The organism is Burkholderia sp. YIM B11467, from assembly GCF_052952715.1.
This window is the reverse complement of sequence record NZ_JBQVSQ010000010.1, coordinates 16,714-41,482: the sequence shown is the minus strand read 5'-3', so window position 1 is coordinate 41,482 and position 24,769 is coordinate 16,714. Positions and strand designations below refer to the sequence as shown.

Here is a 24,769-nt window from a genome sequence, read left to right as displayed (position 1 = left end):
GGTTTGGCAACCACCGCCCGCCACCCGCCAGCCCGTCACCCGCGCCCGAAACTCGGCCGTTTCGGATCGTACGTCCACCCGGGCACGAGATAGCGCATCGCAACCGCATCGTCGCGCGCCGTGCCGCCAACCTTCTGATACAGCACATGCGCGGCCTCGACCTGCGCCATGTCGAGTTCGATCCCGAGCCCCGGCCGCTCCGGCACGGCCACCTTGCCGCCGACGATCGCGAGCGGCTCGCGCGTGAGCCGCGCGTCGCCTTCCTGCCAGATCCAGTGCGTGTCGATCGCGGTGATCGTGCCGGGCGCCGCCGCCGCCGCATGCGTGAACATCGCGAGCGACACGTCGAAGTGGTTGTTCGAGTGCGAACCCCACGTGAGCCCCCAGTCGCGGCACAGCTGCGCGAGCCGTACCGAGCCCTGCATCGTCCAGAAATGCGGATCGGCGAGCGGGATGTCGACCGCCTGCAGCCGCACCGCGTGATCCATCTGCCGCCAGTCGGTCGCGATCATGTTGGTCGCGGTCGGAATGCCCGTCGCGCGGCGGAATTCGGCCATCACCTCGCGGCCCGAATAGCCGCCTTCCGGTCCGCACGGGTCTTCCGCATAGGCGAGCAGGTGACCTTGCCCGCGGCACAGCGCGACGGCCTCGTCGAGCGACCACGCGCCGTTCGGGTCGAGCGTCGCGCGCGCGTCGGGAAAGCGCGCCTTGATCGCCGCGATCGCTTCCATCTCGTCGGCGCCGGCCATCACGCCGCCCTTCAGCTTGAAGTCGGCGAAGCCGTAGCGCTCGACCGCGGCTTCGGCCTGCTGTGCGATCGCGGCCGGCGTCAACGCCGCTTCGTTGCGCAGCCGGAACCACGGATCCGCCGCATGCGTTTCGTCGCGATACGGCAGGTCGGTGCGGCGCCGGTCGCCCAGGTAGAACAGGTACGCGAGCATCGGCACCGCGTCGCGCTGCTGGCCTTCGCCGAGCAGCGCCGCGACCGGTACGTCGAGATGCTGGCCGAGCAGGTCGAGCAGCGCGGCCTCGATCGCGGTGATCACGTTGTCGAGCCGCAGGTTGATCTCGTGCGGCTGGCGCAGCACGGCGGCCTCGCCGGCCGACGTCACTTCGTGCCGGATCGTGCGGCCCGCACCCGCGCCCGCGCCGGACAGCGCCGCGCGCACCGCGTTCAGCGTCGCCTGGTAGCGGCCGATCGACTGGCCGACCACGAGATCCGTCATGCGCTCGAGCGCGTGGCGGATGCCTTCGCCGCCCGGTACTTCGCCGACGCCCGTGTGGCCGCTGCTGTCGTCGAGGATCACGAGGTTGCGCGTGAAATAAGGCGCGTGCGCGCCGCACAGGTTGAGCAGCATGCTGTCGCGGCCGGCGACGGGAATCACCTGCATGCGCGTGACGCGCGGGGTGCCGGCACGGCGGGATTCGGACATCGGTTCGCTCCTGGTTCCGGTGGCGCGCGGGCCGCCGGACGCGCCGGCGCGGCCCGCGCCGTTCAATGAAGCTCGACGCGGCGGATCTCGCCGACGACGAACAGGTAGCAGATCACGGCGACGAGCGCGTGCGCGACGACGTAGACGAGCGCGCCGTTGAACGAGCCGCTGCGGTCGACGATGTAGCCGATCGCGATCGGCGTCGTGATGCTCGACAGGTTGCCGCACGTGTTGAGCAGCGCGCCGCTCAGCCCCGCGATCTGGCGCGGCGCGGTGTCGGCGTTGACGGCCCAGCCGAGCGCGCCGAGCCCCTTGCCGAAGAACGACAGCGCCATGAACAGCACGACGAGCACGTGCGAATCGGTGTAGTTGCAGACGATCATCGACATCGACAGCAGCATGCCGATCACGATCGGCACCTTGCGCGCGACCGACAGCGACCGGCCCTGCTTGAGCAGCGCGTCGGACACGACGCCGCCGAGAATCCCGCCGAGGAACCCGCACACGGCCGGGATCGACGCGACGAGCCCCGCGTTGAGGATCGACATCCCGCGCGCCTGCACGAGATAGACGGGAAACCACGTGATGAAGAAATAGGTGAGCGCGTTGATGCAGTACTGCGCGACGTACACACCGATCAGCATCCGGCTCTTCAGCAGCGCCTTCACGTGACGCATCGACGGGCCGCCGCCGCGCGCGCCTGTCGCCTGGTCGATGTTGACGAGCGCGCCGCCTTCGGCGAGGTAGTCGAGTTCCGCGCGGTTGATGCTCGGGTGGTCCTTCGGGTCGTACATGGTGCGATTCCACACCAGGACGAACGCGAAGCCGAGCACGCCCATCACCGCGAACACCGACTGCCAGCCGAACGCGTGCACGAGCCAGCCCATCAGCGGCGCGAACACGACGGTCGCCGCGTATTGCGCGGCGTTGAAGATCGCCGACGCGGTGCCGCGTTCGGCGGCCGGGAACCACGCGGACACGATCCGGCTGTTGGCCGGAAACGAAGGCGCTTCGGCCGCGCCGACCAGGAAGCGCAGCCCGAACAGCAGTGCGAACGCGGCCGCGCCGCCGAAGAAGCCGATCGAGCCCTGCAGCAGCGTGAACAACGACCAGAAGAAGATGCTGAACGCATAGACGATGCGCGACCCGTAGCGGTCGAGCAGCCAGCCGCCCGGCAGTTGCGCGACCACGTACGACCAGCCGAACGCGGAGAAGATGAAACCGATCTGCACGTGGCTCAGGTGCAGCGCGCGGGCGAGGCTCGGGCCCGCGATCGCGATCGCCGCGCGATCCGCGTAGTTGATCGTCGTGACCGCGAACAGGACGGCCAGCACGAGCCAGCGCACGCGCGTGCGCCGGGCCGTTGCCGACGCGGATGCCGGCAGCGCGTGAAGCGGATTCATGACTGTCTCCTCCGAATGGCGGAAGGTGCCGTCGTGCGGCAGGCGCGTCGGGTGCGCGCGTTTTCGTATCGGGTGCCGTCGGCCGGAGGCCGGGCGCCAGACGCCGATGCCGACAGGCAGGGCGTCCGGATCATTCTGTCATGTCGATATTTGCGCTTTCATGCCAATTGCTGACTTGATCGATTCAGCATTTGAATCATCAAGTCGGTCGATCGCCCGGGGCGCGCGTGTCGCCCGCGTCGCCACCACCGTCGCCATGATGACGCGCCACGTGCCGCACGAGAAACTCGACGGCCGCGCGTACGCCGGGCAGTTGGCCGCGCCGGTGCGGCATCAGCAGCGTCGTCGTGACGGTGCCGGCCTGCCAGCCGGGCAGCACGCGCACGAGCGCGCCGGACGCCAGCGCGTCGCTTGCGATCCAGTCGGGCAGGCAGGCCAGGCCGAGGCCGGCCGTCGCGGCCTGCAGCAGCAGCGTCGATTCGTCGGCCTGCAGGCGGATGCGCGGCGTCACGTCGACGGTGTCGCCGCCACGTTGCAGACGCCACGGCTGCTGGCTCGGATGGAGTCCGTCGTGCCGTGCGAGGTCGGCCGGCTCGTGCGGTGCGCCGGTGCGCGCGAGATAGTCCGGCGACGCAACGACGATGATCGGCGACGTCGCGAGCGGCCGCTGCACGAGCGCGGAATCGGGCAGCGGGGCGAAATGGCTGCGCACCGCGATGTCGAAGCCTTCCTGCGCGATGTCGACCAGGCGGTCGCTCGCATGAATCTGCAGCAGCAGCTTCGGGTGTGCGATGGCCAGCGCCGGCAGGCAGGGCGCGAGGATGTGCTGCGCAACCGGTACCGAGCTCGTGATCCGCACGACGCCCGCCGGTTCGGCGGCCTGCCGCAGCACCGCGTCGCGCGCGCTCTCGGCCTCGATCACGGCCGCGCGCGCATGCTCGAAGAATTCAGTGCCCACCGGTGTCAGCCGGAAGCTGCGCGACGTGCGATGCACGAGCCGCGCGCCGAGCGTGCGCTCGAGCTCGGCAACGCGCTTGCTGACCGTCGATTTCGGCAGGTCGAGCCGGCGCGCGGCCGCCGACATGCTGCCTGCGTCGACCGCCTGCACGAACAAGTAGAGATCGTTCAGATTCACTGTCAGCGTCCACAAGGAGAAACGACGGGTTTCAATTCTAGCGGCTACTGCGCCATCGTTCGCCATGGGAGCATGGTCGCTCGTTCAACTTCCGCGGAATACCCGATGTCCCCGATCCTTCTCTACGGCATTCCCGCCGGCTGCTCGTTCGGCTCGATCGTCGCGCTCGAATGGGCCGGTCGCCCATATCGGCTGTCGCGCATCACGATGCCCGACCTCGCGACGAGCGACGCATTCCTCGCACTGAACCCCGTCGCCGAAACACCAGCGTTCGTGACCGCGAACGGCGACGTGCTGACCGAAAGCCTCGCGATCCTCGGCCACGTCGGCGCGCAAGTGCTCGACAGCGGCCTCGCGTTCCGCCAGGGCAGCGCGGATTTCGACCGGCTGAACCGGATGCTGGCGTGGCTGAACACGACATTCTTCAACGCGTTCGGTGCGCTCTGGTACGTGTACGAACACAACACCGAGGGTGCCGAGAAAGCAGCGTTGCAGGCCTACGGCCGCGGCAAGGTGCTGAAGGCGCACCGGCAGCTCGAAGCGCAGCTCGCGCGCGGCGATGGCCCGTGGCTGCTGGGCGCACGGCGCACGCTGGCCGATGCGTATTTCGCGGGGATCGCCCGCTGGGCCGACTATCACGCGGTGTTCGAGCGCGACGCGTTTCCGCGCATCGCCGCGCTGCGCGCGCGGCTCGCCGACGATGCGGGCGTGCATTTCGCGCACGCGGTCGAGGAAGGCTTGCCGCTGCCGGCCTCGTCGGCGTTCGAAGGGCATGTGTCGCTCGACGACGCGGTGGCAAGCGCGCACGTCATGGCGACCTGACCGCGCAACGCGGTCGCCCGAAGGGCAGGGTATCGGCGATATTTTTACCCGGGTGATATTGACATTCAATTAATACCCGGATAAAAATGGCGTCATTCCGATTCCTGCCCGCAGGTGACCACGATGACAACCTCCATGCTCCTTCCTTCCTACACGGCCTTCGACGGCCACCGTCGGCTCGCGTCGGGCCCGCTTGCGGCGGTCGCGCTCGCGGTCCGGCAGGCGGCCGGCGACGCGATGGCCGGTTCGATCCTGATCTTCGACGATGCGACGGGCCGCTCGATCGACCTCGACCTGCGCGGCACGGCGGACGAAGTGCGCGCGCGTTTCGCGCCGCCGCCGGGCGACGCAGCGGGTGCTGCCGGCGAACCGGCCGGCGCGGGCGAGCAGCGCGGCCGCGGGCGGCCGAAGCTCGGCGTCGTGTCGCGCGAGGTCACGCTGCTGCCGCGTCACTGGGAATGGCTCGGCGCGCAGCCGGGTGGCGCGTCCGTCGCGCTGCGCAAGCTCGTCGAGGACGCGCGGCGCACGCACGCGGCGGCTGACCGACACCGCGACGCGCAGACGCGCGCGTATCACTTCATGTCGGCGATGGCGGGCGACCTGCCCGGTTTTGAGGAGGCCGCGCGGGCGCTGTATGCGAACGACCCGGCGCGGCTCGCCGAGCTGATCGCCGGCTGGCCGGACGACGTGCGCGACCATGCGCTCGCGCTGGCGCGCGGCGATCTGCCGCCGCCCGCCGAAGACTGCTGAAGGAGCACTGGACACGATGACCGTATTCGATCTGAACCGCGGCGCGCTCGCGCCGGTTACCGACGAGGTCGATCTCGTCGACCTGCGCGTGACCGGCGCCGTCCCGCGCGAACTCGATGGCACGCTGCTGCGCAACGGCCCGAATCCACCGGGCGGCCGCTTCGAAGGGAGCGACATGCTGTCGTGGTGGCCGGAAGCCGCGATGCTGCACGCGATCGCGTTCGAAAACGGCCGCGCGACCGGCTACCGGAACCGCTGGGCGCGCACGCAGCGCTGGGCCGCGGTGCATGCGCCCGGGCAGGTGCCGCATCTGCCCGACACCAATCCGAACGTGAGCGTGCTGCAGCATGCCGGCGAATTGCTCGCGATGGCGGAGGGCGGCGCGCCGTTCGCGATCACGGCCGCGCTCGATTCGCTCGGCGTGTCGCGCCGGTTGGCGGGCTTCGACGGCGGCATGACCGCGCATCCGAAGGTCGACCCGGTGACCGGCGAGCTGATCGCGTTTCGCGCGGACTGGCGCGCGCCGTGGCTGCGCTACGGCGTCGCCGACGCGCAGGGCGTGCAGCGCGTCGATATTGCTATCGATCTGTCGGCGCCGTCGATGATGCACGACTTCGCGATCACCGAAACCCGCAGCCTGCTGCTCGACCTGAACGTCGGCTACGACTTCTCGCTGCTGAAGCAGGGCCACCGGATGCCGCTGCGCTGGCACGACGACCGTCCTGCACGCATCGGCGTGATCCCGCGTCACGGCGGCGACGTGCGCTGGTTCGGCGTCGAGCCGTGCTTCGTCCAGCACGTCGTGAACGCGTACGACTGCGACGCATCGTGCCTCGTGCTCGACGTGGTGCGTTATCCGTGGTTCCTGCGGCTCGACGCGCGCACTGGCCGGTTCGAGGACAACCCGGTCGGCGAGCTGTGGCGCTACGTGATCGATACGGCGAACGGGCTGATCGACGAAGGGCCGCTCGCGGACGGCGGTATCGAGCTGCCGCGCATCAACGAAAGCCGGACCGGGCGCAGCTACCGCTATCTGTATGCGGTCGAGCAGCCGAACAACGCGGAAATGCGCGGCGTGATGCGCTTCGATCACGCGCGCGGCACGTCGACGCATTACGCGGTGCCGGCCGGCGACCAGAACGGCGAACCCGTGTTCGTGTCGCGCCCGGGCGGGGTCGACGAGGACGACGGCTGGCTGCTGGTGATGGTCTACCGCGCGGCGACTGATACGAGCGACGTCGTGATCCTCGATGCGCGCGCGATCGACGCGGGGCCGGTCGCGACCGTGCACCTGCCGCGCCGTGTGCCGGCCGGGTTCCACGGCGCTTGGGTGCCGCGCGTGCGCTGAGCGGCCGTGCGCGTCACTGCGCGCGCAGTGCGTCGACGATCTTCAGCCGCGACGCGCGCATCGCCGGCAGCAACCCGCCGACGAGCCCCATCACGAGCGAGAACAGCAGCGTCTTCACGACGATCGCGGGTGTCAGCACGAAGCGGAACGACAGGTCCGAGAAGGTCTGGAAGTTGGTCGTCGAGAACGACGCGAACTGCATCAGCGACGCGCACGCGAGCCCCGCGACACCGCCGACGAAGCCGAGCAGCAGCGCTTCCAGCAGGAACGCGGCGAGCACGTTCCTGCGCTTGAAGCCGAGCGCGCGCAGCGTGCCGATCTCGGCGACGCGGTTCGCGACCGACGCATACATCGTGATCATCGCGCCGATCATCGCGGCGATCGAGAAGATCGTCGACAGCGTGATGCCAAGGATGTTGATGAACGTCGACAGCGCCTTCGACTGGTCGCCGTAGAAGGTCTGCTCGCGTTTCGCCTCGTCGGTCAGCCGCGGGTCGACGTCGATGTCGGCCTTGAAGCGCGCGAAACCGTCGGCGCTCGGGATGCGCAGCACCATCGACGAATAGCTCGTGCGCCGGAACGACTGCATCAGTTGATCGACGTCGCCCCAGATCTCCGAATCGAAGCCGCTGCCGCCCGCGTCGAAGATGCCGACGATGGTCCAGTCGCGCTGCGCGAAATGCAGGCTGTCGCCGAGCTGCGTGTCGCTGAAGCCTTTCGCGATCGCGCTGCCGACGATGATCTCCGACGAGCCGGGCACGAACATGCGGCCCGCCGCCAGTTTCACGTGCGGCCGCAGCGCGAGGCCGGCCGGCGACACGCCGCGGATCACGACATTCGACGGCTTGCCGGTCGACGTCTTCACGAGCGAGATCAGCACGACGGCTTCCTTCGACACGAGCGGCCGGCCGTCGGGGCCGAGCGCGACGGCCGGGTGCATCTCGAGCGCGTTGGCCTGCTGGTGGTCGATCGAACTCTGGATCTCGGTTTCGGCGCCCTTGCGGATCACCACCGCGTTGTCGGGTTCGCCGGTCGACACGAGCGTCTGCGTGAGCCCCGCGTCGAGCATCTGGACCGTCGCGAACACGAAGATCACGAGCGCCATCCCGCCCGCGGTGAGTGCGGTGGTGAGCCGCCGGGTCCACAGGTTGCGCGCGATGTAGGTGAGCGGGATCGCCATGTCTACCCGATCGCCCGCAGGCCTTCGACGACGCGCACGCGTGCCGCCTGCCACGCCGGTACGATCGCGGCCGCGACGCCGACCGCGACCGAGCACGCGGCCTGCAGCACGACCGTCTCGGTCGACACCTTGAACACCGGGAAGATGCCGCCGGCCGCCTGCTTGAACAGGCTCGCGGCAGGCGGCGTCGCGAGGATCCCGAGCCCGCCGCCGGCCACCGCGATCACGACCGATTCGCCGAACACGATCAGCGCGAGAAAGCCGGGGCCGAAGCCGAGCGCCTTCAGCGTCGCGTATTCGGCCGTGCGTTCGCGCGCGCTCATCGCCATCGCATTGGCCATCACGGCCATGATGATCAGGATCACCACGTACGACACCAGGCGGATCGCCGCGATGATCTGGTTCGACATCGCGACGAAGCCGAGCTGGAACGCTTGCTCGGTCTCGGTCAGCGTCTCGGCGAGCGAATTCTTGAACACGGCGTCGACGCCGCGCGCGATCGTCGCGCCGTCGTCGGGGTTCGCGACGCCGAGCACGAATACGCCGACCTGGTCGGCCTGTTTCGGCGTGCGCTGGCGCACCGTCTCGTTCAGGTAGTCCCAGTGGAACACCATCTGGCGCGTGATCGTCGAATCGTCGCGGCCGTCGAGAATCCCGCGCACGACGAAATCCCACGTACCGGGATAGATGGTGCCCTTGAGCGGAATCACGTCGCCGATCCTGAAGCCGAACTGCGTCGCGAGCTGGCGCCCGACGAGGCAGCCGCGGCGGTCGCGGTTGTAGTCGGCGCGCTGCTGCGCCGGGATGATGAATTCCGGGTACAGGTCGAGATAGTTGTCCGACACCGCGAAGCTTGCGAAGAAGTTCTTCGGGTCGCGGTAGATGCCGCCAAACCAGTTCGAGCGGACCACGGCCGTCACGCCGTCGACGCCGCGAATCCGGTTCTCGTAGCTGACGGGCAGCGGAAACACCAGCGAGATCGCATTGCGCGTGACGAGCCGTCCGCTGGACGCGGCGGCCGCGCCCGCGTACCACGCGTCGACGACGGTGTGCAGCAGCCCGAACGCCAGCACCGCGATCGTGAGCCCGAGCACGGTCAGCAGCGTGCGCAGCCGGTGCCGCATTGCGTTGCGCGCGATCAGCTTCAGCACATACATCGCGCGCGCCCCCGCCGCCGGTCAGCCGGCGTGCCCATCGATCAGCTCCCCTTTTTCCAGATGCACGAGCGACTGCGCGGCGCCGGCCGCGTGCGCGTCGTGGGTCACCATGATGATCGTCTTGCCGAGCTCGGCGTTCATCCGCTGCAGCATCGCGAGCACGTCGGTGGCCGACGTGCGGTCGAGGTCGCCGGTCGGCTCGTCCGCGACGATCAGCACGGGGTCGGTGATCAGCGCGCGCGCGATCGCGACGCGCTGCTGCTGGCCGCCCGACAGCTCGGACGGGTAATGGCTCGTCCGGTCGCCGAGATTCACCATGTCGAGCACGAGCTCGACGCGCTCGCGCCGCTCGCGGCGCGACAGGTGCGTGAGCATCAGCGGCAGCTCGACGTTCTCGAACGCGGTGAGCACGGGCATCAGGTTGTAGAACTGGAAGATGAAGCCGACGTTCGCCGCGCGCCATTCGGCCAGTTGCGCCTCGGCGAGCTGCGAGATGTCGAGGCCGCCCACGCGCAGCTCGCCGCTGTCGGGCCGGTCGATGCCGGCCACGAGGTTCAGCAGCGTGCTCTTGCCGGAGCCCGACGGCCCCATCAGCGCGACGAAATCGCCTTCGCCGATGTCGAGCGTGATGTCGGTCAGCACGGGCACGATCTGGTTGCCGCGCCGGTACGACTTCGCGACGTGGCTGATCTCGACGAGGGGCGGCGGCGTGTCGTTCACGCTCGCGCTACTTCTTCGCGACGGTCACTTTCGCGCCGTCCTTCAGCTTCTCGCCCGGTGCGAGCACGACCGTGTCGCCGGGTTTCACGCCGCGGATCGCGACCAGCTCGCCGATCCGCATGCCCGTCGTCACGGCCGCCGCGCGCACGCTGTCGTCCTTCACGACGAACACGACCGGCCGGCCGTCGCGCTCGACGACGGCGCTCGCTTGCACGGCCGTCACCGGCTGCCGGTCCTGCGCCGACACGGGCTTCGACAGGAACGCGATCTTCGCGCTCATGTCGGGCAGCACGCGGTCGTCGCGATCGACGAAGCGCACCTTCACGAGCACGGTGGCCTTCGAGCGGTCGACGGTCGGCACGATGCGCGACACGCGGCCCGCGAAGCGCGTGTCCGGCAGCGCGTCGAGCTGGATCTCGCACGGCTGCTCGGCGCGGATCTTCGCGATGTTCGATTCGGCGACGTCGGCCTCGACCTCGAGCGTGTCCATGTCGGCGATCGTCACGACCGCGCCCTTGCTGTCCGACGCGGACGAGAACGGCGTGATGTTGTCGCCGACGTTCGCATGCTTGGCGAGCACGATGCCGTCGAACGGCGCGCGGATCACCGTCTGGTCGACCGCGACCTGCGCGGCCTGCGCGTTGGCGTCGGCGGACACGATCGCGGCCTCGCCGCTGCTGAGCGACGCGCGCGCCTTGTTCACGCGGGCCGTGTCGATGTCGAGCTGCGCGGCCGGCACGGCGCCCTTCGGCGCGAGCGCCGCGGTGCGGCGGAATGCGATTTCGGCGTCCTTCAGCTCGGCCTGCTGCACGCCGAGGTTCGCGCGGGCGACCTTCGCCTGGGCCAGCGCCTGCGCGAGCGCCGCCTCGACGTCGCGGCTTTCGAGCCGCGCGATGATCTCGTCCTTCTTCACGCGCGTACCCTCGAGCACGCCGAGCCATTCGACCCGCCCCTGGCCCTTCGACGCGACCGCGGCCTTGCGCTGCGGCACGACGTAGCCGGTCGCATTCAGTTGCGTGTCGTTCTGGTACGGGTAGGCGGACGTGACGGACGTCGTTTCGACGGTCGGCCGGCCGGTGAGCGCAAGGCCGGCGATGATCGCGACGAGGGCGATCGCGGCGGCGACCGCATAGCGGACCCACCGGCGCCGGCGGGGTGCCGGTGCGATCGGACGCCGGTCGATTTTCAGTTTGTCCAGATTGTGATCGGGCAATTTGAGCGCCTCGAGACAGCGGCGGTCTGGCGACCGGCCGCGATCCGGTTTCCGGGGAAAGGGACGGATGGACGCCAGTATAAGCGTCGCCCCGATGGCGCGCGAGCGCGTTTGTGGGGCCAGTGCGGCGGCCGCCGTACCGGCGCGCCGGTGCGGGAAGACGAGGGAAGAAGCGCTCGCCCCCGGGGAAACCCGAGGGGTGCAAGCAGCGTGTCAACTCGCCGCGAAGGCGGTGCGTTATGGAACCAGTGCGTCAGGTTTTATTGAGGCGGAACGGCGAAAGCCGGCCTCCCGGCCTGGCGCTCCGATGCGAATGCCTCGCATCTTTCACCGGTTCGTTTGATTTTTTCTCCGCTAAAGGAAGAACAATGAAGAAGACGCTCGCTTCGATCATGACCGCAGCAATCGCACTCGCATCGGTTTCGGCATTCGCACAGGAGTCGGCGTCGGCTCCGGCAGGCGCGATGGCACCCGCTTCCGCACCGATGAAGAAGGATCACAGCAAGCCGAAGCACGCGCTGAAGCAACACGGTTCGGCCAAGGGCAAGGCAAAGGCCGCAGCCGCATCGGCAGCCGGCACGAACGACGCAGGCGCAGCAAACTAAGCGCGTCGCCCGGGGCCGGCACTGCCGGCCGCCAGTCGCGAGACCCCGCATGTTTCGGCATGCGGGGTTTTGTTTTTTCAGGCGCCGTGTTCGTCCGCGGGCGTCGGCGGCGCGCGCATCGCGTCGACCACCGTGCGCATGCGCCGCCAGTGCGAGCCTTCCCAGAACACGCGCCGGCACACGTCGCACGCGGCGAAGCGCCGGTGCCGCAGCCCGACGCCGGCCGGCACGCGCGGCGCGGCAGCCGCCGCGTCGAGCGGATGCAGCGGTGCATTGCAGCGCAGGCATAGCCGGAATGGCCGCATGTGCGGCGCGAGATCGAGCCGCGCGAACAGCTCGCGCAGCTGGTCGGCCGGTTGCAGCGCGTGCAGGTAGCAGCCGCGTGCGATCGTGCGCCGCTTGAGCAGTTCGCGGTCGCGGGTCAGCACGATCCGGCCCTCTCGCGCGGCGAGCGCCGCGAGCTCGTCGTCGCGATAGTGGTTGTCGTAGCAGGTGTCGAAGCCCGCGAGGCGCAACAGTTGCGCGAGGCCGCCGAGATGCGCGTCGGCGATGAAGCACCATTGCGCCGGCTGCGGCGCGGTTGCACCGTTCGCCGCCGGCTGCGCGCGTTCCGGAAAGGCTTCGACGCGGTCGCCGTCGCCGAGCGGCCGGTCAAGCGCGGCCGGTGCGTCGTTCACGTGCAGCCGGCCGATTTCGGTGTGAGGAATGCCGAGTGCCTCGATCGCGTGCTTCACCGTCGCATCGCGCGCGCACGCGTGCCCGAACGCGCGGTCGCGCTGCGCGCGCGGGAGAAAGGCGTTCAGTTCGTCGTGGAAGCGGAAGGTCGCGGTCGCCATCCGTGCAGTATCGCACCGCGCACGGCCGGCGGCGGGCGCTGCAGACGGCCGCCATCTGTGTTTAACTCGCGGCTCCACGGAGCGAAGGAGCAGGCAATGGATCTCGGATTTATCGGGCTGGGCGAAATGGGGCAGGCGATCGCAACGAACCTGCTGAAGGCGGGCCACACGGTGCGGGTCTGGAACCGGTCGCGCGAGCGTGCGGAGCCGCTCGCGGCATTCGGCGCGCAGATCGTCGACACGCCGGCCGACGCGTTTCGCGGCGATGCCGTGTTCTCGATGCTCGGCGACGACGCGGCTGCGCGCGCCGTGTTCGACGACGCGCTGCTCGCGCAGGCGCCGCGCGGCCTGATCCACGTGAACATGGCGACGGTGTCGGTCGCGCTCGCCGAATCGCTCGCGCACGCGCATGCGTCGCGCGGCATCGATTATGTCGCCGCGCCGGTGATGGGGCGGCCCGACGTCGCGGCCGCCGCGCGCCTGACGATCATGGCGGGCGGCCCGGCCGAGGCGATCGACCGCGTGCAGCCGCTGTTCGACGCGATCGGTCAGAAGACCTGGCGGTTCGGTTCGCTGCCGCAGCACGCGAACGTCGCGAAGATCGCGGCGAACTTCACGCTCGCGTCGGCGATCGAGACGCTCGGCGAGGCGTCCGCGCTGCTGGGCGCGCACGGCGTCGCGATGCGCGATTTCCTCGACGTGATCACGAGCAGCGTGTTTCCGGGGCCCGTCTACGCAGGCTACGGCGGGATGATCGCCGAGCGGCAATACGAGCCCGCGCGCTTCAAGGCGCGCCTCGGGCTGAAGGACGTCCGGCTCGCGCTGGAGGCCGGCGACGCCGCGTCGGTGCCGCTGCCGATCGCGAGCGTCGTGCGCGACAGCCTGCTCGACGCGCTCGCGCACGGCGGCGGCGACCAGGATTTCGCGGTGCTCGGCGAAGTCGCGCTGCGCCGCGCCGGCCGCTGACACGACGCGACAGAAGCGCCGCGCGCACGGCATAATCGGCGTTTCGGTTTCCCTCCATTCAGACAGAGGCACGCATGAACTTGCATACGTGGTGGCTTTTCGTGGCGACGGTGTTCGTCGTGTCGGCGATTCCGGGCCCGAACATGCTGCTCGTGATGACGCACGGCGCGCGGCACGGGCTGCGGCGCTCGTCGTCGACGATGGCCGGTTGCCTGAGCGCGCTGGTGCTGATGCTGTCGGTTTCGGCGGCCGGCCTCGGCGTGTTCCTCGAAGCGTGGCCCGCGATGTTCAACGCGCTGCGCTTCGCGGGCGCCGCCTATCTGATCTACCTCGGCGTGAAGGCGTGGCGTGCGCGCGTCGACGACGCGCCGCCGGCCGCCGACGTCGAATCGGTGTCGCGCCAGGCTGCGTCGGCATCGCGCTGGGTGCTGTTCCGCAACGGCTTCCTGGTCGCGGGCAGCAACCCGAAGGCGATCCTGTTCGCGGCCGCGCTGCTGCCGCAGTTCATCAACGCGGCCGAGCCGACGCTGCCGCAGTTCGGCATTCTCGTCGTCACGTTCGCGGTGATCGAGGTGAGCTGGTATCTCGTGTACGCGTCGTTCGGCACGCGCATCGGCGCGACGCTGAAGAGCCAGAGCGTCGCGAAGGTGTTCAACCGGCTGACGGGCGGGCTGTTCGTCGGCTTCGGCGCGATGATGGCGCTGGTGCGTCACTGATTTCGAACGGATTCCGGTGCGCCGAACGCCCCGTCCCTCGTAAGAGGGCGGGGCGTTCGACTTTTCACGTCCGCTTCACGGATGAGGGCGAGTCAGCGCCGCCGCGCCGACCCGGCGCCGGGCCGTGAGGCCGAACACCGTGGCCGCGCCGGCGAACGCGAATCCGACGCCGCACACGGCGCTCCAACCGCCCCATGCCCACGCACTGCCCGCGAGCGCCGCGCCGAGCGCGCCGCCGACGAAGAACAGCCCGACGAACAGCCCGTTCAGGCGCCCGCGCGCGGCCGGGTTCAGCAGGTTGATCTCGCGGCGGCCGATCGTCTGGTCGACGATGACGCCCGCGTCGAGCAGCGCCGCGCCGCCGGCGAGCAGCGCGAGCGCGAGGCCACGATGCGCATGCGCGTCGAAGCCGAACCAGCCGGCGCCCGCGATGCCGAGCACGACGAATGCCACGAGCATCGTGCCGTGCGCGATCCGCTGCGCGGCCGGGCCGCGGCCGCGATCGCCGGCGCGGCCGGCGAGCGGCGTGACGATCGCGCCGCTGGCGCCGGCGAACGCGAACAGCGCGATCCCGTGCAGGTCGAGACCGAACGGCGGCTGCGCGAGCCGCAGCCCGACGGCGGTCCAGAACGCGCTGAACGCAGCCATCGCGAGCGCGGCCGACAACGCATGCCGGCGCAGCACCGGTTCGTCGGCGAGCAGGCGCCCCATCGACGCGAGCAGCGCGCGGTAGCTGGCCGTGATCGACGGCGTGCGCGACGGCAGGCGCAGCGCGAGCACGACGGCGATCGCGGCGTTCGCGAGCGCGGCCAGCGCGTAGAACGCGCGCCAGCCGGCCGAGCCCGCGATCAGGCTCGCGAGCGGCCGCGACAGCAGGATGCCGAGCATCAGCCCGCTCATCACGTTGCCGACCGCGCGGCCGCGCTGCGCTTCGGGCGCCATCGACGCGGCCATCGGCACGAGCATCTGGATCACGCTCGACGCGGCGCCGGCGACCAGCGTTGCCAGCAGGAACACGACGCCCGACCGCGTGAACGCGGGCAGCGCGAGCGCGGCCGCGCAGGCGACGAGCGTCGCGACGATCAGGCGGCGGTTCTCGAGCAGATCGACGAGCGGCACGAGCAGCACGAGCCCGGCCGCGTAGCCGAGCTGCGGCAGCATCGCGACGAGGCCGGCGAGGCCGGGCGGCAGGTGCAGGTCCGCGCTGATCGGGCCCGTCAGCGGTTGCGCGGCGAACAGGTCCATCACGATCACGCCGACCGTCGCGGCGAAGAACAGTGTCATGCCGGCGCTCAGCGCGGGCGGCGCGCCGACGGGTGCGCGAACGGCGCCGGGACAAGGGTTGGCAGGGCAGTTCATCGGAAGCCTGGGGGTGTGGGTCGAAGGAGTTCCCATCGTAGGCGGCCGATGTTTATGCGACAATTGAAATATGTCTAACATGATTATGCGAGTTTGTTTTGAATACGCGTGATCTCCTGGCGTTCGTCGCGGTGGTCGACAGCGGCTCGATGGTTGCCGCGGCCGCGAAGCTCCACCTGACGCAGCCGGGCCTGACGCGGCGCGTGCAGAACCTCGAAACGCTGCTCGGCGTGCCGCTGCTCGAACGGCAAAGCAAACCGCTGAAGCCGACCGCGGCCGGGCGCGACGTCTATGCGCTCGCGCGCAACGTGCTGGGCGCGGTCGACGAGCTGATGGCGGCCGGCGCGCCGGACAGCGAGCCGTCGGGCGAGCTGCGCATCGGCGTCCCGCCGTTCCTGTCCGAGCTGGCGCTCGAGCGGCCGATCGATCGGCTGCGCGACGCATTCCCGCGCCTCACGCTGCGCGTGACGGCCGGCTGGTCGCCGGCGTTGCTGCAGGGCATCGAGCGCGGCACGCTCGACGTCGCGGCCGTGATGGTGCCGGCGAGCACGGTGCTGCCCGACGCGTTCACGGCGACGCTGCTCGCCACGCAGCCGACGGTGCTCGTCGCCGCGCGCGACTTTCCGCTGCCGGACGGCCCGTTGTCGCTCGACACGCTGTCGGGTTTTCCGTGGGTGCTGAGTCAGGACGGCTGCGGGATGCGTTCGGCGCTGAGTCGCGCGCTCGGCGCGGCCGGGCTGCCGTTCGACGTCGCGGTCGAGGCGTTTGGCTCCGAGCTGCAGCTGTCGCTCGTCGCGCGCGGCGCGGGCATCGGGATCGCGCCGCCGAACGCGCTCGCGCGCAGCGCGCATCGCGATGCGCTGCGGGTGGTGGAAACGGTGGGGCTGGAGACGCGGATCAACGTGTGGATCGTGCACGCCGCGCTGCCGGGCCGCCTGGTGCGGCCCGTCGCGCTGCTGCGCGACGCGCTGGGCGAGGTGCTGGACGGGGAGATCAGGAAGGGGTCAGAAGCGAACGAAGCGATTTAGAGCCAGCATTCGAGGGAAAATCCTTATTTTCTCTACGGAAATGTTGCATTGCGGAAACTGTTTCGCTATAGTTGCACCTGTCTCCTCCATGTCTCCTCTGATATGGATTCAGCCCGCCTCTTAGGCGGGCTTTTTTTTGCCTGCGATTTTGCCGCAGCGTGCCATTCGTCGCCCGTCGCCGGGCTCAGAACTTGTACGTCATCCCGACGTAGCTGATGATCGGGTCGGCCTTCAGGTCCGATTTCGACTCGGCGAGCACCGAACCGTCGGCCGCCTTGATCGTCACCGTCGACGTCGTCTTCAGCGGGATGTACGTCACCGACGCGATCAGCCCGAAATGCTCCGTCATGTTGTACTGCAGACCCGCGTTGAACACCGGCTGCCATGACGACGACGCCTTCGCCTCCACCGATGTCGTACCCGGCTTGCCCGCGCCCGCCGCGAGAATCGCGCCGAGGTTCTCCTGCGTCTGCTTGATGAAGTTCGTGTTGAGCTGCAGGTCGCTGAACCAGTTGTACGACACGCCGAGGCCGAGGAACGGCCGGAACTTCGCGGTTGCCTGCCCGAAGTAGTACTGCAGCAGCACGGCCGGGCTCCACTGCCGCACGCTCTTCACGATCGGGTTGACCGACGCCAGCCCGATGTTCTGCGTGCCGAGCGCGCCGGCCGGGCCGGGCGGCCTGATCGTGCCCTGGCCCGACACCTTGAACACCGGCGGCACGCCCGCCACCGACGTGACCGCGATATGGTCGGTCAGGAAGTGGCTGACCGTCAGGCCGACGGTGTCGGCGCCGCTGGTACGCAGCCCGGTGCCCGGCGACGTGAACGACGGCGGCAGCCGCAGCGGCGTGTTGATCGGCGTCGGCGCGACGTTGGTCGTCATCGGCGTGCTGCTCTGTTGCGGCATCACGTGGAACCAGCCCAGCGTGACGACGTTGCTGCCGGCGCTCTGCGCGTGCGCCGCGAGCGGCGCCAGGGCGGCGGCGCCGGCCGCCGCGCAGAGTAGGGTTTTCTTCATCACGGCTTTCCCCTCTGCTTACTGGACGAACGCGCCGATCGTGAAATACGGCGTCGATCCGGCGTTATCGAGGAAACCGAACACGCCACCCGTGAAGATGAACTTGCCGGTCGGCGACGTGCTGCCCGAACCCGTGTGGATCGTCGTGACCGTGCCCGGCACCTTCTGCGTGTAGTCGAGGTCGAGTGCGGTCGCGAGCGAGGCCTGCGACGGCTGGAACGGATCGAGCAGGGTGGCCTGGGTGTTGGTCAGCGCGGTGGTCCGGTAATTGAACTGGCTGTCGACGCCGATGTACTCGCCGTTCTGCGAACCGACCGCGACCATCGATTGCGGCGCGAGGATCGAGATGCTCGATTCGTCGTCGGCGGTGAGACCCGGCACGCCGTTGCTGTCGGGCGTCGGGTTCGGGTTCGCGACACCGGTGCGCACGAGGATCGGCACCAGCTGGTTGCGCAGCTTGCCGACGATCATGAAGCCCTTGCCCTGCGGCGTCGTCGACAGCGTCGGCTTCAACTGGCTCTGGTAGTTGTTGGACTGGAACGCGCCGCTGCCGTCCGCGGACTGCACGAAGTTCGTGCCCTGCTGCGTGCACGCGCCGCCGGCGAACTGGCCGGTCGTGTCGCACTTGGTCCACGAGCCGTCCGCGTTGATCGTCACCTTCGCGTCGATCGACGCGGGCGCGAAGTTCTGCGACGGCACTTCGCCGAAGCCGACGTGGCTGTACGTGCCCGCGACGTTCGCGATGTTGGTTTCGATCGACGAGAAGCCGATGAACGGGTAGTACGGGAATTTCGTGTCGGGCACCGCGGCCTGGCCGAGCACGCCGCCGAACTGGATTTCCTTGCCGGGAATCGTGCCGCCCGCGACACCTTCGCCGACGAAGATCCGTGCCGGGCGCGTCGGGTCGAGGCTTGCGCCGTTCAGGCGGAACGCGCACTGGTTCAGCTTGTTGGTCGGCAGCAGCGTTTCCTGCGTGAGCGTGCCGCTGTCGACGGTGCCCGCGCGGGTCGGCACGACGGTGCCGGTCGTTTGCGGCACCGGCGATTCGACGTACGTGACCTGCCACGTCATCTTGGTCGTGTCGAGCTGGACCTTGGCGAGTTCGCCGCTGCCCGCACCGCCCGTAAACACGGTGGTGTAATCGAGCGAGGCGGGACAGAGCCGGTCTTCGACGAGCGGGGGCGGATTGTCGCTGCCGCCGCCGCAGGCAGAAAGAAGGGGGGCGGCAAGGGCCGCCGCCAGAATGAGGTTGCGCTTCATGTTGCTCCTCCAGATTTGTCTTGTGCGGCGGCCAGCTCCCTGTCGGCCGCTTCTGTTACTTGTGCTCGTCCTGCCCGCGCCGTGCCACGCGCGTCCTTGCGTCACGCGGCAGCGGGCTGGCCGCCGCCGCGTCCTCGTACGCTATTTGCTGATCTGCGCGCCCACGCCGAAGTACGGTGTCGACGACGTGCTCGAGTTCGCCGACGTCGACGTGACGCCGCCGTTCACCGTGCCCTGGATGAGCGCCGCGTACAGCCCGCCCGTCGCGATCACCACGCCCGACGCGGACGGGTAGGCCGCGCCGCTCGGCGGCGTCGTCTTCGCGTTCAGCAGGCCCGGCGTCGCCTGGCCGTAGTCGAGCGAGAAGGCGTCTTCCTCGGCCTGCGTGGTCGGGTTGATGAACGACGCGTTGCTGCCGCGGATCAGTGCGGCCGTGTACTTGAAGTTCGAGTCCGCGCCCGCGTAGCCGCCGTCGATCGCGCCCGACTGGATCGCCGTCGCCGAGCCGAGCACCGCGATGCCCGATTCGTCGTCGACCTGCGCGTCGGTGTGCAGCGGCGGCGTGCCGAGGTTCACGTTGCCCGTGCGCACGATCACCGGCACGGTCGCGCCGTTGAGCTGGCCGATCACCATGTGCGCGGTCGCCGACTTGCCGGTTGCGCCGATGATCGGCAGCTTCGTCTGCGGCAGGATCTGCGGTGCCTTCGTGCTGTCGAAGTAGCCGCCGTTCGCGCTCGTCTTCCACGGATCGCCGGTCGTTTCGCAGCCCGACGCATTCGTCGACGTGCACGCGCCGTTCGCATCGAACGTCTCGCTCGAATTCGCGCCTTGCGTCGCGTAGTTGCCCGACGGCACGAGGTGGTAGATCAGCGCGTTGTAGGTGCCCGGCAGCTTCGTGAGGTCCGTCGTCGTGTTCGCGAAACCGAGGAACGGATAGAAGTCGAAGTGACGGTTCGGCACCTGGCCGACGTTCTGGTAGAGCGGGATGCCGGCGAGGCTGATCGTCAGCCCGTCGTACTGCACCGTCGCACCCGGAATGCCGCCGCCCGCGACGCCCATGCCGACCAGCAGCATCGGCGGGTTCGCCGGATTGAAGTCGGCGGCCGTCGAATAGGTCGAGCCGTTCGGTGCGGTGCCCGTGCCCGGCGTGAGGACGAACGCGCAGCGCGTCTGTTCGGCGGTCGGCAGCGTGCCGGTCGGCGGATGGATGACCTTGCCGGCGATCGACGTGCCGACGCGGCTCGGCGTGACCGTGCCGGTCGCGAGCGGAATCGGCGATTCGAGCCACTTGAGCGTGTAGGTCATCGCGACCGCGTCGATGTTGACGCTGACGATCTCGCCGCTACCGGCGCCACCGAGATACGTGCTCTTCACGATGTCGGCGTCGGCCGGGCACAGCGAACCGTTGACGGGCTGCGAAGGCGGCGGCCCTTGCGTGCCGCAGCTCGATCCGGAACATTGGGGCGCATTGATCGGCGCAGGCGCGCCGCCAGAATCCCCCCCACCACAGGCAAGCAGGAAAGGGGTAATGGCAAAGGCCGTTGCCACCCCCTTCGATAAGGTGTGCGACATGCCGCTGTCTCCAATCGTTTAATTGTGCGAGCTAATGTCGCCGCCTTGATTTTTGCTGTCAATTGATGAACCCGTCTAAAAAAGGCGATTGAAACGGATATCGCGTTTTGATTCCTTGTCCGACGCGGCATTCGGTAAGAATTAAAACGAGACGGGGGCTGCCGGAAGCTGCTGGAGTGGGGGATGTGCCACGCTCGGCAGGCTGTCGAACGGCCTTCCCGCGTATAACGGCAGCGTTTAAAGCGACGGTATCCGGTTTATCCCTATTCGGGATTGACTGGAGAAAGAGGGGTGGGCTTAATTCACTGGTAATCGCGCAATGGAAAGCTTGTAAATAATTGTAAATACGCGAACCGGATTTTATTTATTGCCTGATACGAGTAAATAAAAAGCCGGCCAGCGGCCGGCTTTGCATCGCATGAGATGATGATCAGCGCTTGAGGCCCGCGTCCTCGGCTGCGCCGATGTTGAGGTTCATGCACTGGATCGCGGCGCCCGACGCGCCCTTGCCGAGGTTGTCGAGGCGCGCGACCGTGACGAAGCGCTCTTCGTTGCCGAACACGAACAGGTCGACGCGGTTCGTGTCGTTGTTCGCCTGCACGTCGAAGAAACCGCCGTCGAGGTTCGCGTCCGCGTTGAACGGCGCGACGCGCACGAACGCTTCGTCCGCGTAGTACTCGGCGAACACGCGCTGCACGTCCTGCGGCGTCGCGTGCTTCGCGAGCTGTTCGGCCGTGAAGTAGGTCGTCACCGCGAGGCCCTTCAGGAACGGGCCGACGATCGGCGTGAAGATCGGCGGGTTCGCGAGGCCCGTGTGCGCGGCCATTTCCGGCAGGTGCTTGTGCGTGAGGCCGAGCGCATACGGGCGCGGGCTCGCGAGCTTGCCGCCCGGCGCGGCGCTTTCGTATTCGGCGATCATCGACTTGCCGCCGCCGCTGTAGCCGGTGATCGAGTAGCTGTGCGCGGCGAACGTCGGCGCGACGATACCCGCATCGACGAGCGGACGCATCGCGAGCACGAAGGCCGACGCATGGCAGCCCGGCACCGCGATGCGCTTCGACGTGCGAATCTTCTCGCGCTGCGCGCGGGTCAGTTCGGGCAGGCCGTAGGCCCAGTCGGCGCTCGTGCGGAACGCGGTGCTCGCGTCGATCAGCGTCGTGTTCGGGTTCTCGACCAGCGATGCGGATTCGCGCGATGCGACGTCCGGCAGGCACAGGAACGTGACGTCCGACGCGTTGATCAGGCGGCGGCGCTCGTCGACGTCCTTGCGCTTCGCTTCATCGATGCGCAGGATCTCGATGTCGCTGCGTGCCGACAGGTATTCGAAGATCTTGAGGCCGGTCGTGCCTTCCTGGCCGTCGACAAAAACTTTGGTGCTCATTTCGCTCTCACTGAATGAAACGGAGGGGCCGCGCCCTGAAACCGCCATTTTAAGACGTCATCCGGCGGGCCTGCACCGCGCGGGGCGAAAAAAAGACGGCCGGCGGGCCGTCTTGTGTCCCTTTGACGCCCGCCGACGCGGGCGCGCGGGCGTCAGGGGCGTGCTCAGCGGCCGCCGGCAACCCAGCGGGCCGTCGCTTCGGCGATGCGCCGGCCGAACGCCTTCCCGGTCTCGAGGTCACCCGGCAGCGGGCCCTCGTCGGGCGTCGAATCCGCCGGCGATTGCGCGAGCAGGCCCGTGGAGCCGCCGAGGTAGTTGATGTCGTTGCGCGTGGCCGCCTTCGAGTTGGCAGGCATCAGGCTCGTGCCGACCCACACCATCCCATGCTGCATCGACAGCGTGACGAAATATTGAATCGTCGAGAACTTGTCGCCGTTCATCGTCGCGGAGTTCGTGAAGCCCGCGGCGATCTTGTCTTTCCACTTCTGCGTGAACCACGCTTTCGACGTTGCGTCGGCAAACTGCTTGAACTGCGCGGACGGGCCGCCCATGTAGGTCGGCGCGCCGAAGACGATCGCATCGGCCGCGTCGAGTGCGGCCCAGCCTGCGTCGTCGAGGTCGCCGACGGCGATCAGGCGCACGGTCGCGCCGGCGTCCTGCGCGCCGGTGTGCACGGCCTCGGCCAGTTTCTGCGTGTGACCGTAGCCGCTGTGATAGACGATGACGATGTTCGACATGAAGCGTTCTCCGGAAAGGAACGGGGTCGGCGGCCGCGGCGGCCTGCCGGGTTATGCGTCGCCGGAAGGCGGCGCGACGGATGCGCGGCGAGGCGCCGCGACCGGTGACGACGAGTCTAGCAAGCTGAAATGACGGGAAAAACGCGCGCGTGCCGTTCACGGAATTTCTCGATGATTGGCAATCGCGACGTGGCGGTGCACGGCGCCCGTTACTGCCCGTAGCTGACCGTGAATTGCGCGGTGCCGATCGCGAGCGTGCCGATCTCGTGCTCGAACATCGGCGCGGGGCGGCCCTGCGCGACGCGCAGGTCGGTGCCCTTCAGCGCGTAGACGGTGATCACGTAGCGGTGCGGCTTGCCGGGCGGCGGGCACGGGCCGCCGTAGCCGTCGATCCCGAAGTCGTTGCGCGCTTCGCTCGCGCCGATGCGCCGCAGGAAGCCGGACGCGCTCGCGTCGGCGGGCAGGCTCGTGACCGTCGCGGGGATGCCCGCCACGGCCCAGTGCCACCAGCCGTGTCCGGGCGCGTCGGGGTCGAAGATCGTGACCGCGTAGCCGCGCGTGCCGGGCGGCGGGTTGTGCCAGGTGAGCTGCGGCGAGTGGTTGCCGCCCTTGCAGTCGCCGCGGTCGAACACGTTCGCGGCGCGGACGTGCCCGCCGGGTGCCAGGTCGTCGCTCGTCACGGTGAACGGGCCTTCCGCATGCGCGGGCAGTGCCGCGAAGACGGCGGCGCACAGGAGGGCAAAGAGGATGAATGGAGACGGGCGACCCGATGGCGCAGGCGGGGTGATCCGGCGATCCACACGCATATGGCGCTTCTCCCGTCACGTGGGCCGGGCTGATGCTCCCGGCGTTGTTGGCGTTGTGCGTTGCCCGAGCAGCTGATGGCGGCGATGGATCAAGTCTAGCATTAGGGTTCGATGAGCGATGCACACCGCGACCCGTGGTCGCGACCGGTTCTTGCGCGGGACGATGGACGAAAAAAAAGCCGCCCGCGGTGAAGCAGGCGGCTTTTTCAGCCTGGGAGCCGGCACGCATGCCGGCGAGGCATCACTCCTGGGCGCCCGTCGCGCCGCCGTGCGCGGCCGACCACTCGGCCGGTGCGTGCAGGAACTTCTCGACTTCGTCGAGCGTCTTCGTCTCGAAGTAGCCCGAGGCCTTCGCGACGCGCAGCACGTCCCACCACGTCGCCAGTGCGTGCAGGTCGACGTCGATGTCCTTCAGGACCGACACGCTTTCCTTGAAGATGTTGTAGTGGAACAGCACGAAGCAGTGATTCACCGTCGCGCCCGCGGTGCGCAGCGCGTTGATGAAGTTGATCTTGCTGCGGCTGTCGGTCGTCAGGTCTTCCACCAGCAGCACGCGCGAGCCTTCTTCCAGATGGCCTTCGATCTGCGCGTTGCGGCCGAAACCCTTCGGCTTCTTGCGCACGTATTGCATCGGCACCATCATCCGGTCCGCGATCCATGCCGCGAACGGGATGCCGGCCGTTTCGCCGCCCGCCACCGCGTCGATCTGCTCGAAACCGATGTCGCGCAGGATCGTCGTTTCCGCCATTTCCATCAGGCCGCGGCGCACGCGCGGATACGAGATCAGCTTGCGGCAGTCGATATAGACGGGGCTTGCCCAGCCCGACGTGAAGACGAAGGGTTTTTCGGCGTTGAAGTGCACCGCCTGCACTTCGAGCAGCATTTTGGCGGTCGTATCCGAGATCGACTGACGATCGTAGCCTGTCATGGGCATTCCTTGGGTGTTGAGCGAGGAGCGGGCGCGGGCCCGGTGGCGCAGCAAGGGGAACCTGCCCAGAGGGCCGGGGCGCGATCGGAGAACCAATCGCATCGCTGCGCGCGTAGCCCGACATTTTACCCGATTCAGGCCGGTTTTCGGCGGAATTCGCGCGGGTTCGACGCGCCGCTCACCACCGGCGAAACAAACGGGGGCGGACCGCTCGCGTGCCGATGTCGGGGATGCGGCGCTGCACCAACGCGTGTCATGCGCGGGGTGTACACTAGGCGACCCTTAGAAATCGTTCAGTACTTTGTACTTTCCTCTTGCCACCCGCCAAGGTTCGATGGCGTGCCGATCCGGCGCGTCGCGTGCCGTCTCGCAGTCGACCATCCCCTCGATTCAAGC

At 68.7% G+C, this 24,769-nt stretch carries 24 protein-coding genes; 8 read left to right on the top strand and 16 right to left on the bottom strand.

What is annotated here, in order from left to right; all coding sequences use genetic code 11:
• Nucleotides 1–35 precede the first annotated feature (35 nt).
• From ACTRWB_RS28975 to ACTRWB_RS28965, 3 genes are all read right to left on the bottom strand, one after another.
• Nucleotides 36–1,433 carry an enolase C-terminal domain-like protein gene (locus ACTRWB_RS28975; RefSeq protein WP_446903870.1) on the bottom strand — a complete coding sequence of 466 codons (1,398 nt, stop codon included), beginning with the start codon at nucleotides 1,431–1,433 and terminating at the stop codon, nucleotides 36–38.
• A 62-nt stretch (nucleotides 1,434–1,495) separates the two neighbouring features.
• Nucleotides 1,496–2,836: an MFS transporter gene (locus ACTRWB_RS28970; protein ID WP_419685869.1), complete on the bottom strand. Its 1,341-nt coding sequence runs from the start codon at nucleotides 2,834–2,836 to the stop codon at nucleotides 1,496–1,498.
• Nucleotides 2,837–3,035: 199 nt separating this feature from the next.
• The gene (locus ACTRWB_RS28965) at nucleotides 3,036–4,037 is read right to left on the bottom strand and encodes a LysR family transcriptional regulator (RefSeq protein ID WP_446903869.1); all 1,002 of its coding nucleotides are present in this window, start codon (nucleotides 4,035–4,037) and stop codon (nucleotides 3,036–3,038) included.
• Between the two features lie 39 nt (nucleotides 4,038–4,076).
• Between ACTRWB_RS28965 and ACTRWB_RS28960 the strand changes: the two genes are divergently transcribed.
• The 3 genes from ACTRWB_RS28960 (at nucleotide 4,077) to ACTRWB_RS28950 (ending at nucleotide 6,891) form a co-directional block, all read left to right on the top strand.
• Nucleotides 4,077–4,793, top strand: a complete 717-nt coding sequence (locus tag ACTRWB_RS28960) for a glutathione S-transferase family protein (RefSeq protein ID WP_446903868.1) — start codon at nucleotides 4,077–4,079, stop codon at nucleotides 4,791–4,793.
• A 123-nt stretch (nucleotides 4,794–4,916) separates the two neighbouring features.
• Entirely contained in the window at nucleotides 4,917–5,543 is a 627-nt protein-coding gene (locus ACTRWB_RS28955; protein WP_446903867.1) for a DUF2239 family protein, read from the top strand.
• Between the two features lie 16 nt (nucleotides 5,544–5,559).
• Nucleotides 5,560–6,891, top strand: a complete 1,332-nt coding sequence (locus ACTRWB_RS28950) for a carotenoid oxygenase family protein (protein ID WP_446903866.1) — start codon at nucleotides 5,560–5,562, stop codon at nucleotides 6,889–6,891.
• Between the two features lie 13 nt (nucleotides 6,892–6,904).
• Here ACTRWB_RS28950 and ACTRWB_RS28945 read toward each other — a convergent pair whose 3' ends face one another.
• From ACTRWB_RS28945 to ACTRWB_RS28930, 4 genes are read right to left on the bottom strand one after another with little or no spacing between them, the layout of a single operon-like run.
• Entirely contained in the window at nucleotides 6,905–8,071 is a 1,167-nt protein-coding gene (locus ACTRWB_RS28945) for an ABC transporter permease (RefSeq protein WP_446903865.1), read from the bottom strand.
• Nucleotides 8,072–8,073: 2 nt separating this feature from the next.
• Nucleotides 8,074–9,228, bottom strand: coding sequence for an ABC transporter permease (locus tag ACTRWB_RS28940; protein WP_446903864.1), 1,155 nt, complete (start codon nucleotides 9,226–9,228; stop codon nucleotides 8,074–8,076).
• A gap of 21 nt (nucleotides 9,229–9,249) precedes the next feature.
• Nucleotides 9,250–9,948 carry an ABC transporter ATP-binding protein gene (locus ACTRWB_RS28935; RefSeq protein ID WP_343495518.1) on the bottom strand — a complete coding sequence of 233 codons (699 nt, stop codon included), beginning with the start codon at nucleotides 9,946–9,948 and terminating at the stop codon, nucleotides 9,250–9,252.
• A gap of 7 nt (nucleotides 9,949–9,955) precedes the next feature.
• The gene (locus ACTRWB_RS28930; RefSeq protein ID WP_446903863.1) at nucleotides 9,956–11,161 is read right to left on the bottom strand and encodes an efflux RND transporter periplasmic adaptor subunit; all 1,206 of its coding nucleotides are present in this window, start codon (nucleotides 11,159–11,161) and stop codon (nucleotides 9,956–9,958) included.
• A gap of 239 nt (nucleotides 11,162–11,400) precedes the next feature.
• Here ACTRWB_RS28930 and ACTRWB_RS28925 point away from each other — a divergent pair, with 239 nt between their 5' ends.
• Nucleotides 11,401–11,766, top strand: coding sequence for a hypothetical protein (locus ACTRWB_RS28925; protein ID WP_226799902.1), 366 nt, complete (start codon nucleotides 11,401–11,403; stop codon nucleotides 11,764–11,766).
• A gap of 77 nt (nucleotides 11,767–11,843) precedes the next feature.
• On the opposite strand, the gene ACTRWB_RS28920 is transcribed toward ACTRWB_RS28925, so the two are convergent.
• Nucleotides 11,844–12,602, bottom strand: a complete 759-nt coding sequence (locus tag ACTRWB_RS28920) for a Mut7-C RNAse domain-containing protein (protein ID WP_193097469.1) — start codon at nucleotides 12,600–12,602, stop codon at nucleotides 11,844–11,846.
• Here ACTRWB_RS28920 and ACTRWB_RS28915 point away from each other — a divergent pair.
• Together ACTRWB_RS28915 and ACTRWB_RS28910 are read left to right on the top strand one after the other, a co-directional pair.
• On the top strand, nucleotides 12,492–13,568 hold the full coding sequence (locus tag ACTRWB_RS28915) for an NAD(P)-dependent oxidoreductase (protein WP_446903862.1): 1,077 nt from the start codon (nucleotides 12,492–12,494) through the stop codon (nucleotides 13,566–13,568). The genes ACTRWB_RS28920 and ACTRWB_RS28915 overlap by 111 nt on opposite strands.
• Before the next feature lie 74 nt (nucleotides 13,569–13,642).
• Nucleotides 13,643–14,284, top strand: a complete 642-nt coding sequence (locus tag ACTRWB_RS28910; RefSeq protein ID WP_412022620.1) for a LysE family translocator — start codon at nucleotides 13,643–13,645, stop codon at nucleotides 14,282–14,284.
• A 75-nt stretch (nucleotides 14,285–14,359) separates the two neighbouring features.
• Here ACTRWB_RS28910 and ACTRWB_RS28905 read toward each other — a convergent pair whose 3' ends face one another.
• Complete coding sequence (locus tag ACTRWB_RS28905) at nucleotides 14,360–15,643, bottom strand: MFS transporter (protein ID WP_446903861.1); 1,284 nt, start codon at nucleotides 15,641–15,643, stop codon at nucleotides 14,360–14,362.
• 98 nt (nucleotides 15,644–15,741) lie between these two features.
• Between ACTRWB_RS28905 and ACTRWB_RS28900 the strand changes: the two genes are divergently transcribed.
• Nucleotides 15,742–16,671 carry a LysR family transcriptional regulator gene (locus ACTRWB_RS28900; protein WP_412022618.1) on the top strand — a complete coding sequence of 310 codons (930 nt, stop codon included), beginning with the start codon at nucleotides 15,742–15,744 and terminating at the stop codon, nucleotides 16,669–16,671.
• Between the two features lie 184 nt (nucleotides 16,672–16,855).
• Here ACTRWB_RS28900 and ACTRWB_RS28895 read toward each other — a convergent pair whose 3' ends face one another.
• The 5 genes from ACTRWB_RS28895 to ACTRWB_RS28875 form a co-directional block, all read right to left on the bottom strand.
• Nucleotides 16,856–17,689 (bottom strand): OmpW/AlkL family protein, encoded by an 834-nt coding sequence (locus ACTRWB_RS28895; RefSeq protein ID WP_129513495.1) that lies wholly within the window; start codon nucleotides 17,687–17,689, stop codon nucleotides 16,856–16,858.
• A gap of 18 nt (nucleotides 17,690–17,707) precedes the next feature.
• Nucleotides 17,708–18,949 carry a DUF2957 domain-containing protein gene (locus tag ACTRWB_RS28890; RefSeq protein WP_129513496.1) on the bottom strand — a complete coding sequence of 414 codons (1,242 nt, stop codon included), beginning with the start codon at nucleotides 18,947–18,949 and terminating at the stop codon, nucleotides 17,708–17,710.
• A 141-nt stretch (nucleotides 18,950–19,090) separates the two neighbouring features.
• Nucleotides 19,091–20,521, bottom strand: a complete 1,431-nt coding sequence (locus ACTRWB_RS28885; protein ID WP_048248164.1) for a DUF2957 domain-containing protein — start codon at nucleotides 20,519–20,521, stop codon at nucleotides 19,091–19,093.
• Nucleotides 20,522–20,951: 430 nt separating this feature from the next.
• Nucleotides 20,952–21,902 carry an N-acetyl-gamma-glutamyl-phosphate reductase gene (argC, locus tag ACTRWB_RS28880; protein WP_193097474.1) on the bottom strand — a complete coding sequence of 317 codons (951 nt, stop codon included), beginning with the start codon at nucleotides 21,900–21,902 and terminating at the stop codon, nucleotides 20,952–20,954.
• 164 nt (nucleotides 21,903–22,066) lie between these two features.
• Nucleotides 22,067–22,639, bottom strand: a complete 573-nt coding sequence (locus tag ACTRWB_RS28875) for a flavodoxin family protein (RefSeq protein WP_048248166.1) — start codon at nucleotides 22,637–22,639, stop codon at nucleotides 22,067–22,069.
• On the opposite strand from ACTRWB_RS28875, the gene ACTRWB_RS28870 reads away from it, so the two are divergent.
• Nucleotides 22,623–22,772 carry a hypothetical protein gene (locus tag ACTRWB_RS28870; protein WP_446903860.1) on the top strand — a complete coding sequence of 50 codons (150 nt, stop codon included), beginning with the start codon at nucleotides 22,623–22,625 and terminating at the stop codon, nucleotides 22,770–22,772. The genes ACTRWB_RS28875 and ACTRWB_RS28870 overlap by 17 nt on opposite strands.
• 76 nt (nucleotides 22,773–22,848) lie before the next feature.
• Here the strand turns inward: ACTRWB_RS28870 and ACTRWB_RS28865 are convergent, their stop codons facing one another.
• Nucleotides 22,849–23,445, bottom strand: coding sequence for a YbhB/YbcL family Raf kinase inhibitor-like protein (locus tag ACTRWB_RS28865; protein ID WP_343495532.1), 597 nt, complete (start codon nucleotides 23,443–23,445; stop codon nucleotides 22,849–22,851).
• Between the two features lie 241 nt (nucleotides 23,446–23,686).
• A complete protein-coding gene (locus ACTRWB_RS28860) occupies nucleotides 23,687–24,373 on the bottom strand; it encodes an orotate phosphoribosyltransferase (RefSeq protein ID WP_048248168.1) in 687 nt (228 codons plus the stop codon).
• Nucleotides 24,374–24,769: the final 396 nt, after the last annotated feature.